This window comes from Lacinutrix undariae (assembly GCF_052934785.1).
On record NZ_CM128809.1, the window covers coordinates 1380054 to 1399106 of the forward strand.

Annotated in this window: 7 protein-coding genes; 2 read left to right on the forward strand and 5 right to left on the reverse strand. The window is 32.9% G+C overall.

Annotated elements, in window-relative coordinates:
* The first annotated feature begins 13 nt into the window (after nucleotides 1-13).
* Nucleotides 14-2428 carry a TonB-dependent receptor gene (locus ACU4C5_RS06240; RefSeq protein WP_446846198.1) on the forward strand — a complete coding sequence of 805 codons (2415 nt, stop codon included), beginning with the start codon at nucleotides 14-16 and terminating at the stop codon, nucleotides 2426-2428.
* Nucleotides 2429-2480: 52 nt separating this feature from the next.
* On the opposite strand, the gene ACU4C5_RS06245 is transcribed toward ACU4C5_RS06240, so the two are convergent.
* Together ACU4C5_RS06245 and ACU4C5_RS06250 are read right to left on the reverse strand one after the other, a co-directional pair.
* Nucleotides 2481-8027, reverse strand: a complete 5547-nt coding sequence (locus ACU4C5_RS06245) for a RemA C-terminal-like gliding motility protein (RefSeq protein WP_446846199.1) — start codon at nucleotides 8025-8027, stop codon at nucleotides 2481-2483.
* 144 nt (nucleotides 8028-8171) lie between these two features.
* A complete protein-coding gene (locus ACU4C5_RS06250; protein ID WP_446846200.1) occupies nucleotides 8172-13844 on the reverse strand; it encodes a RemA C-terminal-like gliding motility protein in 5673 nt (1890 codons plus the stop codon).
* Between the two features lie 113 nt (nucleotides 13845-13957).
* Here ACU4C5_RS06250 and ACU4C5_RS06255 point away from each other — a divergent pair, with 113 nt between their 5' ends.
* On the forward strand, nucleotides 13958-14434 hold the full coding sequence (locus tag ACU4C5_RS06255; RefSeq protein WP_446846201.1) for a regulatory protein RecX: 477 nt from the start codon (nucleotides 13958-13960) through the stop codon (nucleotides 14432-14434).
* A gap of 58 nt (nucleotides 14435-14492) precedes the next feature.
* On the opposite strand, the gene ACU4C5_RS06260 is transcribed toward ACU4C5_RS06255, so the two are convergent.
* The 3 genes from ACU4C5_RS06260 to ACU4C5_RS06270 form a co-directional block, all read right to left on the reverse strand.
* Entirely contained in the window at nucleotides 14493-16670 is a 2178-nt protein-coding gene (locus tag ACU4C5_RS06260) for a T9SS type A sorting domain-containing protein (RefSeq protein ID WP_446846202.1), read from the reverse strand.
* Nucleotides 16671-16857: 187 nt separating this feature from the next.
* Complete coding sequence (locus ACU4C5_RS06265) at nucleotides 16858-17349, reverse strand: DUF6646 family protein (RefSeq protein WP_446846203.1); 492 nt, start codon at nucleotides 17347-17349, stop codon at nucleotides 16858-16860.
* Nucleotides 17350-17643: 294 nt separating this feature from the next.
* Nucleotides 17644-19053: a flotillin family protein gene (locus ACU4C5_RS06270; protein WP_446846205.1), complete on the reverse strand. Its 1410-nt coding sequence runs from the start codon at nucleotides 19051-19053 to the stop codon at nucleotides 17644-17646.

Below are 19053 nucleotides of genomic sequence, written 5' to 3' on the forward strand. Positions count from 1 at the left end.
CCAACTCTAACGCATGAAAATAAAACTACTATTAACGCTGTTTGTATGTGTTACGGCACTATCATACGCGCAACAAATTACGGTTTTAGATCAAAAAACTAATAGTCCTATTCCGGGAGTAACTATATTTAATACGCATAAAACAAAATCTGTAATCACAGATTTTAATGGACATGCTAACTTAAAACTATTTTTAAATGATGAAGAAATCCATTTTCAGAATTTAATTTACCTTACCTATAAAACCAAAAAATCAAACTTAAAAACTCAAAATTATACTGTACTTCTTGTTGAAAACGTTGAAGGTTTAAACGAAGTTGTTATTTCAGCTTCAAAATTTGAACAAAGCAAACGCGATGTGCCTCAAAAATTAATAAGTTTAGATGCCGAAAAAATAAAATTTGCAAATCCACAAACCAGTGCAGATCTGTTAGAAAATACTGGTAATGTATACATTCAAAAAAGTCAATTAGGTGGCGGAAGTCCTATGATAAGAGGGTTTTCAACCAATAGATTGTTAATTACAGTAGATGGTGTACGTATGAACAACGCCATATTTAGAGGTGGAAATATTCAAAATGTGATTTCTGTAGATCCTTTTTCTATAAAAAATACCGAAATCACTCTTGGAGCAGGTTCTGTAGTATATGGAAGTGATGCCGTAGGTGGTGTAATGAGTTTTTATACACAAAAACCACAACTGTCTTATTCAGATTCGTTGTTCTTTAAAAGTAATGTTATTACACGGTTTGCTACTGCTAACGAGGAGAAAACAGCTCATGCCGATTTTAATTTCGGATTTAAAAAATGGGGATTTTTATCTAGTGTGAGTTATACCGATTTTGGAGATTTACGCATGGGAAGTCACGGTCCCGATGAGTATTTAAGAAACGAGTATGTAAACACTGTAAATGGCGAAGATTTTATAGTAGAAAACTCAAACCCTAAAGTGCAAAAACCAACCGGTTATAATCAGGTTAACTTTATGCAAAAGGCAAGATATGAAGCTTCAGATGATTTAATTTTTGATTTCGGACTCTATTATACTTCAACTTCTGAGTATTCTAGGTATGATCGTCTAATTAGATATAGAGATGATAATTTACGCTCTGCCGAATGGAATTACGGTCCGCAAAGTTGGTTTCTGGGTAATTTTCAACTTACAAAATTGAGTAGTGATTCTAATTTGTATGATAAAATTAAGCTGACTGCTGCGTATCAAAATTTTAAAGAAAGTAGAATAGATAGAGATTTTCAATCTACAGATAGAAGCATACAAGAAGAAGAAATAGATGCTTTTTCTTTCAATTTAGATTTAGAAAAAGAACTTACCTCAAAAACCGAGCTGTTTTACGGAGTAGAGTATGTACACAATAGTATTTATTCCACTGGCCGTATTGAGGATATTACAACAAACACATTTACAAATGCCTTATCGCGCTACCCAAATGGTTCTGACTGGCAATCGCTAGCCGCTTATACAAGTATCAAATATAAACCTAATCCTAAATTTGTATTTCAATCTGGAGTGCGTTACAATCATATTTTTTCGTTTGCAGATTTTACTGAAAATAATGTGTTTTTGGATTTACCATTTAATACCGCACGAATTAATGCTGGTGCTTTTACCGGAACCGCAGGAATTAGTTGGATTCCAAACGAAATTATGACCTGGAAAGTAAACGCATCTTCAGCTTTTAGAGCTCCTAATATTGATGACGTCGGAAAAGTTTTTGATTCTGAACCCGGTTCTGTTGTGGTACCAAATAATAATTTAAAACCTGAGTATGCTTATGGCGGAGAATTAGGGTTGAATTTAAATTTTAATAATACTGTAATTCTTGATATGTCTACGTATTATACCTTTTTAGACAATGCTTTGGTACGTCGTGATTTTAGTTTAAACGGAGAAACAGAAATTATTTATAATAACGAATTAAGTAATGTACAAGCAATGCAAAACGCATCGAAAGCTTGGATTTATGGTTTTGAAATTGGTGCTAAAATAAATTTCACAAAACAGATTAAACTCACCTCTCAATACAATGTTATTGGTGGTACTGAAGATGATAATGGTGTTGAGGTTCCGGTACGTCATGCAGCACCAAATTTTGGAAATACTCACTTGGTGTGGCAAAATAAAAATTTACATATTGATGCTTTTGCAAATTATAATAGTGAGTTGTCCTTTTTACAATTAGCACCTTCCGAACAAGAAAAAGATTATATCTACGCGCTTGATGCAGATGGAAACCCATATGCTCCAGCTTGGTATACATTTAATTTGCGCACACAGTATAAAATTTCTGATGTAACTACTGTAACCGCAAGTATAGAAAACATTACAGACCAACGTTATAAAACCTATTCTTCGGGAATTGCTTCTGCAGGACGAAATTTAATACTCTCTTTGCAGTATAGTTTATAGCTGAAAAAACATCAATAATAGTATTGATATTTTTTTGTATTTATAAAAAGGGTTAGTAACGTTTTATAGCTTTTTTAGTGATTACTTGTCCGTTGCTTAAGGTTACTTTAGCAATATATGCCGCTTCACTTAATTGAGATAACGTGTAAGTTTCTATGTTGCTATCACCTTGTAAATGGTAAATTGTACGTCCTAAAGTATCTATAATATCTATATTTTTAATTTTGAAATTAGCATTTACACTAAATTTTATATCTCCAGTATTCAGTTCTATAATTGATAGGTCTTTTGCATCTAAAAGTGCATTGCTTAAAGAAAGTGTTTGCGCTCTAAACACCAATTCAAAACGGCTGTTAAAAGTTCCTGCTTCCGAAGTAAACGTATAGGGCGCATTGGTAATATTAAATGTAATTCCGGTAAGGTTATCTTTAATATATATATCTTGATTTTCAGTATCAAATAATCCGTCAACAGTTGCAATGGCGATGTTGTAAATACCACTATTTACCAACTCCACTCCAAGTGGCACAACATCTGTATCATTAAAATTAACGTCTCGTCCTTGAATGATAAACGGCGTGTTGTTTATTAATGAATATAAATTTTGATTTCCTGTTGAAGAAGCTACGGCATCGTACATTCTGTCGCGTTCTTGAGTGGCTCCGTCTATATAACCAACTAAAATTCTGTTTGTACCTTGATTTTCAGAAATTAAATCTAACCAAATACGGTGTTTTTCAGCAGTTGCATAATTGATTTCCGAAGTTCTATAAAATTGAGAATTATCATAATTTTTATGTCTCATGGTATTTGTAAATTCTATTTGTGAAGTTGTTGGTACTGTTTCAAGGATATTTACCATAAAACTTTGTCCTGCTGCAATTTCAATATTACCAGGACCATTTCCTGCTCCTGTAGCATTGTAAGCAATGTAATCAGTTTCGGTATAGTTAGAACCAAAATCGGCATAAAAAGGATCTATAACAGCTTCTGATGGCGCATTACCATGTGTCCATAAGTTTACAAAACCATCTATTGTATTTTGATTTGTTGTGTTGGTTAAAAATTTATACACATCAATAGCAGACGGGTAGGGGTTTCCTACTAAATTCCAATTATCATCAATTCCAGATAACGAGCCTCTTTGTACAGTTACTTCTGTAAAACCATTAAAAGGGACATTATTAAAGTTTGCTGTAAAATTTAATTCGCCAACAGTTGCAGGAGCAGCTTGATCACCAAAACCTCTTACAATATATCCTACACCTTTTATCATGACTTCTCCAGCAGCAGATTCCCAGTTTCCTTGTGTACCATTATCTGTATTGACGTGAATAGGATTCCATTTATAAATATTGGAGGTGCTTGAAATTGTATTTACGTTGTAATTGCTTACAGGAGACGACCAGTATATGTAATCTAAACTCTCAACCGATGCTTTACGTTCCATATTAATATTTCCGGTATTACTACTTGTTTCGTTTATTTGGATTAAACTCCCTGAATTTAAGATATTAAAATTAGCACTTGTATCAACATTCACACTTTCGTCTACAGTAATTGCTTCGTTGGTGTTTACAGTTAAAGAGCTTGAGATGATGTTTAAATCTTCTCCTATTAATATATCTGTAGCGTGACCTAAAGTTTTGGCTGCATTTCCCGATAGGATAACAGTCTTGTATTCGGGAGTGTAATTGGTAATGGTTTGTGTTGCTAAATCTCCTTTATATTCTATAGTTGAATTATCTTCTAATGTAATTGTAGGATTGTTATCAGTATCAACTGCTGTTGCGTTACTTCCGTTAAAACCAGCAGTGCTTGCAATTTTAAATATTGCATAAGGTTTTACGGTAAAAGTTCCTCCATTTTGAAAATGAATTCCTGTAGTCTCAGAATTATTAGAGACGTTGGTTCCTGTAACTTCAATATTAGCATAATCTATTTTTGGTGATCCTATTCTAATTATTCCTGCGCCAGTATTATTGGCATATTCTATAATTGTGTTTGGTGCTAAATTGTACGCTCCAGACGTGTCTGGTTTTTGGCCACCACCATCGGTAATATAACGGCTATTATTTAACATAGTAAATGAGGGACTGTTTGTTGCGCCAAGTGATTTGTTACCAACATTTACTATCGCATCTTCATAAATAGTAATGTTATTGCTCACTTTTGTAGCATTACTAATCCCTTTGTAGTTTGAAATTGGAGGTAAAGGAGGAAGCGTGCTATACGTGTTGGTTCCACTAAAGTTAAGGTTGTAGTAAGTTGGCGATCCAGAGAGTATTTGTGTCTCATTATCTCCATTTAAATTTACTATACCGCCAGATAAATTATAATTAGAATACCCGCTTAATAGCGGAAGGTAATCGCTTAAAGGATTTGTTGTTATAGTACTTATTCTGTATTCTCCATCAGACATGACTAATCTTCCACTTCCAGTAAAATCACCAGTATTTGTACCTAAAACAATTCCTTGCTGAATGTCTAGTTTTCCTCCATTTGGATCTAAATTAGTTGAGTTTGCAATACCAATATTATTAGTTAAACTAAGCGTTTTTGTATTGTCTGAAAGATTTACATATACTATTTTGCCTGTTGAACCTATTGAAATTCCATCACCTGTAAATTGATTTTCTTTTCCTATAAAATGAAAGATTGCTGTTTGGTTAAATTTTTTATTACTGATAGATAATTGCACATTTCCTGCATTAGCGGTATTTTTCACTAAACCATCTAGATGTGTAATTTTTAAGATAGCACCTTCTTCAGAATGAAAAGTATTGGTACCGCCGCCTCCGTTACTAATTAATAAAGGAGTACTATTATCTGCTGCCCAATTAAAATTGAAAGTCCCGCCATTTTCAACAGTAAAAGTAGAACTGTTACTTAATTTCAAGTTGTTGTTTAATAACTGTACATTGGCAGTATTTCTTATATACGTATTTATGTTTTTGTATGGAACTGCATTGGTGACATTAATATTTTGAAGCGTATTTCCTGTAAATGCAATACCACAATCGTCATCTGTACTTTGTATAGTGCCTAGGGTTCCTATTAAATCACCTTCTACATTAACTAAAACTGTTGCAGCTCCTGCAGATTGTTGGTTTAAATCTATAATACCACCGTCTGCTATAATGTGGCCTTTTACAGTATGTGTTAAATTGCTTGAGCCAACTGCTGCAAAAGCAAACTTATTGTGTTGCACAGTTACATTTCCTGCAATTTCTACATTAGCGTTTACATTAGTTAAGATAACACTTTTTAATATGTTATTGTTAATCACCGTAAGATTGTTACAGAGTTTATGATTTCCAATTTTACCTACTAATGTTAGCGCTTTTCCGTCATTTGCAGAATCTGGTGTGAAGTTGATAAATAAATTCCCAAAGTAATAGCCTTCGGAGTTTAGTGAAATTGTATTATCGTTATCTATAATATCATCTTCTCCGTTACTTGAATCGTTATCATATTTTCTGATTTCAACAATTGAATTAGATTCAAAATTTTCAATACCATCAAATAATCCATCAGCATTATTTAATGTACTTGAGTTTATTACTAATGTTCCGTTATTTTCTACCGTTAAAGTTCCTGAAGGATTAATGTCTACACCAGGATCTGAAACAATAAATTCACCTCCATCTTTTACTAATAGGCTTCCAAAAGTACTATTATGTGCATCATTAAAAGAGGCCGTATTTTCAACAACCATAGTAGTGTAAGGTGATGGAGCTGCAAATGAAGCTATTGAAGTTATGTTGTGTCTAATTATTAATAGTTCGGTAGTGTTTGCAGCTGGTATTGCGGTGATCCAACCAGTTGTGGTTAAACGTTCCCATGTTGCAGTTCCACTAGGCCAAGTTCCGTTACTTGTGGTGCGATAAGTACCTATAGCAACATCTATAATATCAAAATCACTAGATGTTATGGTGTTACTAAAAGTTAATCCTGTTGTAGTAGCAGTAAGATTTATAGCTGTTTGTGAGAGGTTAAATTGGATATCTGATATGGCTAATTCTCCATTTGTTAATATGTATGGAGATGTTGTTGAGATTCCTGTACCCGAAGTGTTTATTGTAATATTAGGAGTCTCATCTAAATCTGTATTTCCAAAAATATCAACAGCTGAAATATTAAAGCTGTTTAAATTGGTATTGATAGTTGTACTTGTGGGTTGTGTTGCAAAAGCTATTCTATCAGCAGTAACTTCAATACGATTTCGGTTGTTAAGTATACTTGATGTTGCTCCTCCTGCATTTGGAGTTTCGAAAACTGAACCTGTTGTGTTTGCCGTTGCAGCACTAATGGTAAATTGTAATTGGTCGTTATCTGTTACGTTTGTTAAAAATGTAACACGTAAAGATAAAGATGCGCTACTATCATCTGCAGCAGTATATGATAATCCTGAAAAGGAGATGGTATTTCCTGAAATTATTCCTGCATTAGAAATTAATGCATTTCCATTAAATAAGGCTGCACTTCTAATGTTTTCATTATTTACAGCATTAAAAGTAATATCTGTTAACTCGGTACCTAAAACATCGGTATCTGTTGTATTACCACCATCGCGAATATCAAATTTTAAAACATCTGTACTTTGTGCTGTATTATTAATAGTTGTTGCTTGGTATGCTGTGTAATCAATATTTGAGTTGTAAGTAAATGCGCTGTTTACTATAATATCTGATGCATTACTATTTGTACCATTTCCTTGAATAGTAAAGGTGTAAGAACTTTCGTTATCATCACTATTATCTATGGTTATGATTGCTGTTCTGTTTCCAATGATATTAGGGTTAAATGTAACGGTAAATGTTACTGAATTTCCCGAAGTGATATTACCTGTAGTTGTTCCGGTGATGCTAAATTCGGTAGGGTTTGAACTCGTAATACTGTTGAGTGTTAAATCGGCCGTTCCTGTGTTTAATATAGTAAATGTTTGTGCTTGTGTATCACCTGAAATAGTAATGTTACCAAAATTTGTATGATCATTAAAATCGGGTGTTGTATCTCCGCTTGTAATTTCTGTTGCGTTTCCTTGTATTTCTATTTCTGGGGTTGGGGTTGTTACGACTTCTTTATAAAGTTTTAATTTTATTTGTTCTGAAGTATAAGCAGCAAAGCGAGGACTACTATTATTCCATTGTAGTATTCTGCTATTATTACTAACATTTTTTAATGTCCATAAACCTCCAGAAACAAATGGTGTCCATCGTTCTGTGTTTGCTATTGTTCCATTATAAAAATCAGCATTATTTGCTGTAACTCCAGATCTTCCCCAAGAAGCATAACCTTCATTAGAATTATAAATAGTAATATTTCCTCCTGAGACAGTTAGATTAAAAATATTAGCATTAGTATATCCAGTAGTTATAGTTGCTCCAGGATTTGAAATTGAAGTATAGTTAATAATGACACTACCTGCTGTTTCGTTTTTCATTAATCCATCATTAGAGGTTCCATCTCCAACAATTAGATAATTACCATCTGTAAGTTCTGCTAAAGTTGAAATTTGACTGTAATTTTGCCCATAACCAGAAAAGCTAAGACATAAAAAAGTGATTAATAGTAGTGATGAGTAATTTTTTTTCATAGCTAGAGAATTAATACTTAAAAAATTAATAGTATTAAATTAATTTATTTTTTGTGGAAATTTAAAATTCTCGTATAAAAAGCAGATTAAAACGTTAAAGTGTTGTATTTTAGTATTTTATGTTTTTTCAGGTAGTATAAGTTTTTAATATCTTTTTACAGCTTTTTTGCTGATTATTTGCCCGTTAGACAATGTCACTTTAGCAATATAAGTTGCATTACTTAAGGCTAAAAGTGTATAAATTTCACTATTACTATTTCCTTGTAATTGGTATAGTGTGCGTCCTACAATATCTATAATTTGTATGGTTTTAATTGTTACATTAGAAGCTACTGAAAATTGCACATTTCCATTACTAAGTTCTGTAATTTTTATATCTTTTATTGTAAGCATATGATCTTTTAGTGTTAATGATTCTTGTCTGAAAACAATTTCAAAACGCTCATTAAAAATCCCTGCTTCTGAAGTGAAAATATAAGGTGTGTTAGTGATATTGAAAGTTAAATGTGTTAGATTATCTTTAATATAAATGTTCTGGTTTTCGGTTTCAAAAAGGCCATCTACTGCTGCAATAGATATTGTGTGACTTCCGCTTTCTGTAAGATTTACTCCTAGTGGAATTGTATCTGTATCTACAAATGGTAATCCTTTTCCTTGTATTACAAATGCTTCATCATTAATTGTTGAATAAAAATTTTGTTGATCAACTACAGCATCATAAATTCGATCTCTATCATCTGTAGCACCGTCAATATAGCCTGTTAAAATTCTTGTAGTAGTGCCGTTTTGAGGTGTTAAATCTAACCAAATACGATGTTTACTTACTGCGGTAGATTGAGTTGCTGTTCTGTAAAATTGAGTATTGTCATGCACTTTGTCTCTCATGCTATTATTAAATTGAGCATTTAAGGTTGTATTTAAGGAGATAATTAAAGGACTATCAACGGTGTTTACCATAAAAGCTTGTCCTGCGGCAATATAACCATCAAATGTTCCTGGGCCACTTGAGGTTCCTGAGGCATTGTAAGTTATATAATCGTCTGCGGTATAGTTAATTCCAAAAAGCTCATAAAAAGGACTTAGTATGGTGTCGGTAGGTAAGGTGCCGTGTGTCCATATATTTATAAATCCATCAAGAGAAGCTGCATTTACGGGGTCTAATAAAAAGGCGTCTGCAGATATTGCAGATGGGTATGGATTTCCTAATAAATTCCAATCATCATCATTAAAATCTAGAGAAAGATTTAATCCTCTAAGTACAGAAACATTATATACACCGTTGTGTGGTACACCATTATTAAAGTTTGCAGTGTAACTTGTTGTAGTTGTATCGTATGAGTTTGGACCTCTAACAATATACCCCATACCAGCTGCCATGGTATCACCTGCTGCAGATTCCCAGTCTCCTTGAGTTAAATAGTAATTATATGCAGTAGCATTCCACTTGTAAATTCTACTTGTGGGTGTGTCTGGTGAAATTGCATTAACATTAAATCCTGTTACGGGTGATGACCAGTATACATAATCTAGTTTTTTAATAGCAGTTGTACGTTTCATGCTAATCTTTCCTGTATTTATTGCATCATCATCTATTTGTACAAGTGATCCGTTGTTTTCAATATTAAAGATTCCGTTGTTGGTTACTTCAAAATATATTTCAGTATATTCATTACTAGTAATTGTTAGTGTTTTTCCTGCATTAATAAGTAGGGTACATGCGCTAAAACTTCCGTTTATTGTTGTGTTGTAGTTTCCATCTATTACTGCTACTGTGTTAATATCTGGAGCTCCATGAGACCAAACAGTTCCGTTCCATGTGGTTGCATTTGCATTTGTTTTTTCAGCATTGGAAGTTACTTTACAAGATCCCGCTTCTGTTACTTCACAGTAGAATTGATGGCTATTTAAATGACTTAAAGAATTAGTATCTCCTTCTATTAATAGGTTGTTTCCAGCTTCTCCTAAAATGGTGTAACCTGTAGGTAATGTACTTGTAACTGCTGTCCAAGTAGTACTAACACCATCGTTATAATACCATTGGTAGCTTAGGTCTCCTGTTGTACTCGTGTCTCCTTCTGTAGCTGTAATAGAAAAATCTAATAAAGTACAGTCACTAGTATCTGTTATAGCGGAAATTAATGGGGAAGTAATAGAAAGGGTGTAGTTAAATATACCTAAACCTGTACAAGTCTCATTGTTTAAGGTTGTCCAGTCTGATGCAGAATACGTACTAACGGGACCTGTACTTGTTGGGTCTCTATATATAGAGTACCCTTTATTGTTAGGTGTGTAAACCGTGTCTAATGCTATGTCTTGTTTGGTTAATATAATCTTGTCTGATTCATTGATACCTTGTGCTATTAAAGTTTGATCAAAGCTTATTGTATTACAAGGGTTCCCTGAATCTCCTAAGCGTAATGTGTAAACAGTATAAGGAGCTATAGTACCAGTTAAGGCTATGGTTCTGTCCGGAGTGGTATCTGTATAATCACCGTATCTTTCTATTTTATAATTACCCGCTAATAAATCAATAGTAGCATCTGTAGGATTATACACTTCCATATACCAAGCATTGTTACTTTCTGAATCATAAACTTCGGAAATAATAAGGTCTGAAAAAGAACCAGAAGTAGAAACACAAGATCCTCCTGCTTCTATTATTGTAAATATACCTGTTTGAAGATTACATCCCGTTTCAATAAGTGTAATGGTACTTGTTGTAGCTCCTGCTGGTACGTGTACTATTAAAGTGGTAGCGTCTACAAAATCTACTGTAGCATTTATGCCATCAAAATTAGCTGTTGTACTTGCTGTAAATCCTGTTCCTGTAACCGTAATTTCTGTTTCTTCAGGACCAGATGTTGGTAGCATAGATGTAAATGTATGGGTTGGTGTACAAGAAGTAATGACTTCTATGGTGTAATCTGCAATGGTTCCATAACCAGGATTTGTACAAGGATCTATTGCAGCTTCAGTACCTCCTTCATCTTGAATTATACGCATTCTGTAATTTCCTAGAGTTTGACCAGAAGGTACATTTATTGTAAAATCAACATTAATATTAGAGCCACTAAAATTGATTGTTGCAGTTCCTATTAGTTCACCGGTATCATCAAAGTCACCATCTTGGTTCCAATCTATCCAGACAGCTCCAGCACCATTGTAATATGTTCCATCATTACAGTCACCAAACTCAACAGTTAATATATAAGCATTTCCTTCAGCTAAATCGGCACTCATAGAGGTGTTATCTTGTACTGTATTTGTACAAATATTTGTTGAAGAAAAAGCAATAGCGTTATTTTCTCCAGTCAATAAAACACCTTCTATTTCAGAATCGCTACTCGACCAACTACTTGGGTCACAATAAGCGATATTAGGTGTGCAATTAACACTAACACCAGAACTCCAAGAACTTCCATTTCTTGTAAATACGGTGTAGTAATATTGTGTGCCATTTGTTAAACTAGAGATACTTGTTGAGGTTCCAGATCCTTGATAAACTACATATCCGTTTTCATAAGTAGTTCCAGATCCGTATGTTGTATTAGCTGTAAAACTGTTTCCTGTTGGTGCATTTTCTGAGGTTGTTGAGGCTACAACTAAATAATTGTCGTAACAGCCTGTTGCATCTGTCCAAGAAAGATTTACACCGTTATTTTCGCAGTTTACGGTTGTTAAATTTGTAATATTGTTTGGTGGTACCTCTGTAATGATATGTGTGCCACTAGGGTAAGCTATTCCTGATTTATTACCAGTTGTAAAGGTTAAATCTGCTGTTGTAATAGCATTTACAATTATAGTATTGCCATTTGTAGCGTTACAAGGCAAACTCGCTGTTATAAAAATATAACCTGTATTACCGTTTGCTATGGTTTGTGATAATCCTGAAAAGCTGTGTATACCTGTTCCTAAAGTTGTAGTAATATTATCTAAATTAGTATCTGTTATATTAAATGTTGCATCAGTAGAATACCAAGCTTTCAAACTATTTATATCTGCGTTTGTAGCAGTTCCAGATGTGGTGAAATTAAAAGCTGTTAATTCAGCTTCGTAATTGGTAACTGATAAATCGAAAGCATAAATAGGTGTGTTTTCAATATTATCATCCGCTTGTAAGTTTGTTGCGGTTACTGCAGGATTTTCAGAATGTAAAATTATTGATGGAATTGCGATACCGTTTCCTTCTACATTAAATGTGTAAGTAGCTTCGTCTGTGTCATCACTTAATATTGTAATTGTTGAAGTTGCAGTTCCTATTGTTGAAGGAGCAAAAGTTACTGTGAAAGTTACTGAGTTTCCAGCAGCAATAATTGCTGAGGTTGTTCCTGAAATTGTAAAAACTGAATTATTAGAACTCGTCACACTTGTTAAATCTAAATCTAATGTTCCTGTGTTTTGAATAGTAAATGTATTTGAACTAGTATCAGTTGTAATTAATACATCTCCAAAATCAGTATTGTCTGTTGTAGCTATTGCTGTGTTACCATCTGGAATGTCTGTGGTATTTCCTAGAATGTTTATTTCTGGCATTGGTGTTGAACAGCTTTCTCCTGATAAAATAATATCATCTACATAGTAATAATCACTACCATCTGCATAATGATCTGAGAAACGAATTCTAATTTGAGTTTCGGTTGATGGAATATTAACTATATAAGGATTTGCTTGTACAGGATTCCTTGCTACTGTGCCTACAGTATTTATATTAAGATTATAATTACTACTTCCATCTATTAATTTTGTATCTGTATAGGTACTCCCACCATCATAAGAAATTTCTAAATCTAAATCATCACTACCATCTACTCCTGTTGCAGCGTATGCAACAGAAAGTGTTACATTTGTATATCCTACTAGTGAAACATTATCTAATTCTATAGATTCGTTATTATTCATTTCGTAGGACATTGTTCCATTATATTTGTTGAAATCGTCTTCTAACTGACCTGTCCCAGAATATCCCCAATCATCTCCAGTTTCAAATGAAAGTGTTTTTATGGCACCATTTGTACCATCATTATCACTAATACTTAAAGTAGTTTTATTATCACTACCTGCACTTGCGCTAGAACCACCATTTACACTTTGAATTTCAAGAATATAATCTGTGGCATCAAAACAATCTGTATTATCTGCTATATTTATTGTTACACATTGTGAAGTTGAACTATTTGCAGGAAACGTAACCCCTGTTGTAGAATAGGTTATATGTGGAGTACTCGATGAAGTTAAAACTACATTTGCTGTTGTTGGTGTAGCGCTTTCATTAATAATATCTACACAAAGACTTATCATACTATCTCCTTCGCTTGCAGTATAGGTTGTTGAAGCAAAGTTTAATTCTGTGTCTGTTGAAGTTGACATATAGGTAACCTCAAAAGAATCTATATAAATTCTATTACTGCTAGATCCATCTTTTTGAAAAAACTCAACACTACTAGTAGCCGAAAGACCATTCATTGTATATGTTGTAGATGTTACTAAGTTTGAAACAAAACTTCCGTCTACATCATATCCTGCTGGTCCTGTTGTACCTGAAGCATGCACTATTACACTTGTAATTATCATGTCATTACTAGCATATATTATAATTGAACCGCCTTTTGTTGCATTTTGGTATAATCTTAATTGACCACCATTTAAAGCGGGATTAGAAGTTCCATTATTTTTAAAGGACCCAAAACTAATATTTGCATCTAAAGTTCCAGAAGTAGCGCCTCCTGTTGAGAAATCATAGGAAACTGTTGTTTGCCCAAAACCAGATACAAAAGCGCATAAAAATGCCATTAAAAAAAGAATGTAATTTTTTTTCATAAAGAATTGTTACTAATTAATTGTTTTTTTAAAGAGAGGGGAGTCAAATGTATTGAAAAAATGTTACTAGATTTTTTGTAGATTATTACTAAAAAGTTACTAATTTGTAAACTATGAATACTCACAAAACATATACGGTTATTGAAGCTACCGAAAAATTAAAATCTTATTGCGCCTATCAAGAGCGTTGCCATAAGGAGGTGAAAGAGAAGTTGCGTAGTTTACGTATGATTGATTCAGCTAGCGATGTGATTATAAATTCGCTAATACAAGACAATTTTTTAAACGAAACACGTTATGCAACATCTTTTGCAAGAGGGAAATTCCGCATAAAAAAATGGGGACGTAACCGTATTAAATTAGAGTTGAAGCGTAGAGATATAGGGGTGTACAATATAAATATGGCAATGAAAGAAATTAGTGATGCCGATTATTTGAGTACTTTTTATGAATTAGCGAATAAGAAAGCCGATACACTTACTGAAACCGATATTTGGAAGAAACGTAAAAAACTGTCCGATTATTTACTATACCGTGGTTGGGAATCGCATTTAATATACGAGGCTATGAATGATATTATAAAACCCTAAATTATATAGATTAATATATATAATTTAGGGTTTTAAGAGTGGGGATTTAAAATGTGTTTTATAAACGTTTTATAAGCTTTTTGGTAAGTATTACTTGGTTTGCTAATTCTACTTTAGCTATATAAGTTCCTTTTGCTAATAAGGTTGTATTTATTGTTGATGTTGTTGTATCTGCAGTTTCAGTACTTACTAACTGACCTAATATATTGTATAATGAAACACTGTTTATATTTGTATTGTTAGACATTTTAAACTGAATTTCTGAAGTGTTTATTTCGCTTACAGTAAGTGCGTTTTCAAATTCATTTGTTGAGATATTTAATGTTTCTTGAGTGAATACAACTTCAAATCTTGAATTAAATTCCCCAGTTTCAGAAGTAAATTCATAATCACTATTTGTGATATCATGATACATTCCTAATAAATTATCTTTTATAAAAATTGAATGGTTACTTAAAAAATCACCTTGCTTTTTAGCTATTGAAAACGTGTACTGAGTCGTATTACTTTCCGAAGTATAAAACCCTAAGTCAATACTTTCATTTATAGTTAAGCTTTCTGGTGATTTTCCTTCAATAGCATATTTTTTGTTAGTATTTCCTTGTATAGTTGTGTAAATTATTGCTGGAGCTCCACTTGATAAGTTTCTCATTGCATCATAATCACAACCATCGTTTGAGTTAGTTGCGCCATCTACATAAGCAACTAAAACTTGATTAAATACACCACTATCTGATTTTAAATCTAACCATAATTTGTTGTCTGTTTGCGTGTTATCTGCTCTAAAAAACTGATTATTACTACTGTTATCTGCTACACGCATTGCATTTGTAAAAGTTACAGTTCCGTTTGCCATTCCTTGTACAAAAAAACCTTGTCCTGATGGGATATAACGATTAGGTATTACTGTTGATCCTCCTGCAACTTCACCACTTGCTCCGGTAATAATTGCATAATCATTAGTGTTAAAATTATAAGTTTCATTTCCTGAATTAGCAGCTAAAGGCGGAGAGGCATGTGACCATAGGTAAATTGCACTTCCAATAATTGTTGGGTTTTCAGCTAAAAAGGCATCTACACTTATTGCACAAGGATATGGGTTACCAATAAAATTCCAATCGGCATCTCCATTGTCACCATTGTAGTGGATAGGTACTGTAATTGTTCCGGTATTAAATGCACCTTCAAAATTGTAAGGATAAGCTGTTCCTGAAGTAAAATTACTACCTCCAGAATGTGTTGCAGCATAACCATGACCTGGTTGTAATACCATTTCTTCTGATAATAATAACCAATCATCACCATTATCATCTATATCATCATGTCCAGCTGTCGCTCCATCTAAAATATCTAAGAAATTTTCAGGATTATACCAATAACGCATTCCTGGATTTGAAGATGTAAAAGCATCAGCTGTTGTGGTGTTCACTACAGGAGAGCTCCAGTAAGTGTAATCATACCATTTGTTTAAAGGTGTTGTTAATTTATTTACTACTGCATAACCATTTTCTTCGTTTAAAGTAAATGTTCCGTTATCGTTAACTTGTATAAATGCGCCATTTGTACTTACTGATAATGTACCGTTTACTACAGCGTCATTTTTAATTTTCACATAAGTACTGTTTGCTATTGATAGTGTTTTTTCTGCGTTAACTTGTATGTTATAAGCTTCAATACTCCCTAAAGCAGTATCATAATCAGCAGTTAATGTGATTGATGTGTTAATATCTGGTGTTCCGTTTAACCAAGTTGTACCATCCCAAGTTGATGTTTTAGGGGTTACTTCTCCTTGAATGATAATTTGACTACCTTCTCCAATACTTATATAGTTATCTGGAGTATTAGAATAATAAAGGTTTATTTGACTATTGTATGTCCCTATTTCTAAGTTAGATTTTAATCTCACATATACTGTTATCTCACCTGCAATGAAGTCTAATGGTGCAATTGTAAGTTGATCATTAAATCCTGAAGTTGGCATAGTAGATACTTCATAATTTGTAACTGCATCTACCAAGTAATATTTTGTACCAGCAGAAGTATCTGTAAGTATAAAAGTTTGGTTTGCCGATATTCCAGAATCAAAAATATAAGTAAATCCTGTTAATGTTGGTATTGTTGGTGTGTATAATTTACTTGCAGTATTTAAATTTGCAGTGTTGTCTAAACTATTTAAAGCAATTGATGGTATTGTAAATAATATAGCAACTAGAAAAATATGTAGGTTAATTTTCATAGTTAATAGCGTTTTATGGTTTTTGATTATGCTATTTTAAGACTTATTTCTGACATAACGCTATTAAGTACTCTTTTTTTCGATGAAATGTAATTAATAGTAATCTTTTTCTTACATTTAAAGAAAAACTCACAAAAAAGAGCGCAATATTGCGCTCTTTTTAATTTATATAATTGAGTAGTACTTTTTATAAATTGAAAGTAGCTCCAATGTTAAAAGTGAACTGATTATGTATTTTTTCAGCTGCTGTTAAGGTGTCAGTATTGTATTTTGCTAATGGTGCATTAAATTCAGTAAAAAGACCAAAACCGTCTGTAAAAAAGTAACGTGCTCCTAAGTGACCACCAAAGTTTTTTAAACCAAAACTTAATCCTGGGTATACGTCAAAGTTTTCATCAATATTAATAACGTTTCCTAAGTTAGCATTAAAACGAGCTCTAAGATCAAAACGATCTCCAAAATTAGCATCTAATCCGTCTTTAAGACCTAAAGCGTAAGTAGAAGATAATCCTATTGATATGTTTTCTCCAACACCAACATCATAAGTTACGTTTATACCTGTAGCATATTCTTGAAAGTTAGCTCCAATTTGTAATTTGGTATCTCCTTTTCCTTTATAAGCTTGAGCGTTTACTAAAGCTACTGAAAGAAGTGCTAATGCTAGAATTATTTTTTTCATGATATTTTGTTTTAAATTTTTTAAGGATGCAAATATAGTGCTTTATTTTAGATACTTATGTGTTTTTTTTAATTGAAAAGTACTTTGTGTAAATGTTTGTTTTGTTGCTTATTAAATAATATAACTTGTTTTTTTGACTTCAATATGACGATGGAATAAATTTAGCTGAATCCATATTATAATAGAGTTTTATATATTTTTTAGTGTATAGTTGTTTCCTGTTTCTGTTTTAGGAAGCTTTAAAATAAAAAATCCCGCTATGTAGCGGGATTTTTTGTGATTGTAAGTGTTGTTTTAACCTTCTTTATTATCTGAAATTACTTCAGCATCTTCGGGAACGTCTTTACCTTTTAAGTATTCTGGTAATTTCATTCCAGCCATATCAAACATTTCTTGTAATGGTGGTACAGATTTGTACATTCCTGATAAAAAGTTAGCTGTAGATGTTTTTCCATCTTTTCCGCTACCGTTTTCCCAAACGGTTACTTTATCAATTTTAATATTTTTAATAGCTTCGGTTTGTAATCTTACCAATTCTGGTAATTTATCGGCCACTAATAATAGTACGGCGTCTCTTGAGTTATTTCCGGCAGCTTTAACAATTTGATCTAAACCAGCAGCTTGTTTTGTTAATACTTCGTATAAACCTTCGGCTTCAGCTTGTGCTTTAAATAAAATAGCATCTGCTTCTCCTTTGGCGCGTCTTCTAATTTTTTCAGCTTCAGCTTCAGCATCAATTTCTACTTTTCTTTTATCAATTTCTGCAGGAATAATAATATCTGCCATTTGAGAAGAACGCTCACGCTCGGCTCTTGCTGTTTCTGCTAATTGCTCAGCAGCATAAGATTCCTCTAGGGCTTTTGCGCTTTGTACTTTTTCAGATGCATTTGCTACACGTTCTGCTTCTGCTTCACGTTGACGACGTAATGAATCTGAATTTGCTACAGCAATTTTAGCCGTATTTTCACCTTCTACAGCTTGTGCATTTGCAGCAGCAACTTGAGTTCTTTCATCTTGTACCGCATTAGCTTCACCAATTGATCCATCTCTATTTTTCTCTGCAACAGATTTACGTGCCGCATTAATTGCATGTGCAGCAGCTTCTTTACCAAGTGCTTCAATATATCCAGACTCATCTACGATATCTGTAATATTTACGTTAATTAGTTTTAAACCTACTTTCTTTAATTCTGTCTCAACAGATTGAGAAATATTGGTTAAAAACTTATCTCTATCATTATTTATTTCTTCAATATCCATTGAAGCTACAACTAAACGTAACTGACCAAATATGATTTCTTGTGCTAAATCTTGAATATTATCTTGGTTTAAACCTAATAATCTTTCAGCAGCATTTTGCATAATTCCAGGTTCAGTAGACACTCCAATTGTAAATCTTGATGGGACGTTTACACGGATATTTTGCTTAGATAAGGCGTTTACTAAATTTACTTCAATAGAAATTGGCGTTAAATCTAAAAATTCGTAATCCTGAAATACTGGTAAAATAAATGCAGCTCCACCGTGAATACATTTGGCAGATTGACCACCACCAACTTTTCCGTAAACGACTAAAATTCTATCCGATGGACAACGTTTGTAACGTCGTATTAGGATAATTAAAAGAACAAAAATAAATAGGAGTGCAACTACAATAGTAATTGGTAGTCCTAAATTAAAATCTTGAGCAAGAAGCTGTGTCAT

Excerpts from the sequence above, each read along its gene's own strand:
- ACU4C5_RS06240 (WP_446846198.1), top strand. The coding sequence starts at position 14 with ATGAAAATAAAACTACTATTAACGCTGTTTGTATGTGTTACGGCACTA.
- ACU4C5_RS06245 (WP_446846199.1), bottom strand. The coding sequence starts at position 8,027 with ATGAAAAAAAATTACTCATCACTACTATTAATCACTTTTTTATGTCTT.
- ACU4C5_RS06250 (WP_446846200.1), bottom strand. The coding sequence starts at position 13,844 with ATGAAAAAAAATTACATTCTTTTTTTAATGGCATTTTTATGCGCTTTT.
- ACU4C5_RS06255 (WP_446846201.1), top strand. The coding sequence starts at position 13,958 with ATGAATACTCACAAAACATATACGGTTATTGAAGCTACCGAAAAATTA.
- ACU4C5_RS06260 (WP_446846202.1), bottom strand. The coding sequence starts at position 16,670 with ATGAAAATTAACCTACATATTTTTCTAGTTGCTATATTATTTACAATA.
- ACU4C5_RS06265 (WP_446846203.1), bottom strand. The coding sequence starts at position 17,349 with ATGAAAAAAATAATTCTAGCATTAGCACTTCTTTCAGTAGCTTTAGTA.
- ACU4C5_RS06270 (WP_446846205.1), bottom strand. The coding sequence starts at position 19,053 with ATGACACAGCTTCTTGCTCAAGATTTTAATTTAGGACTACCAATTACT.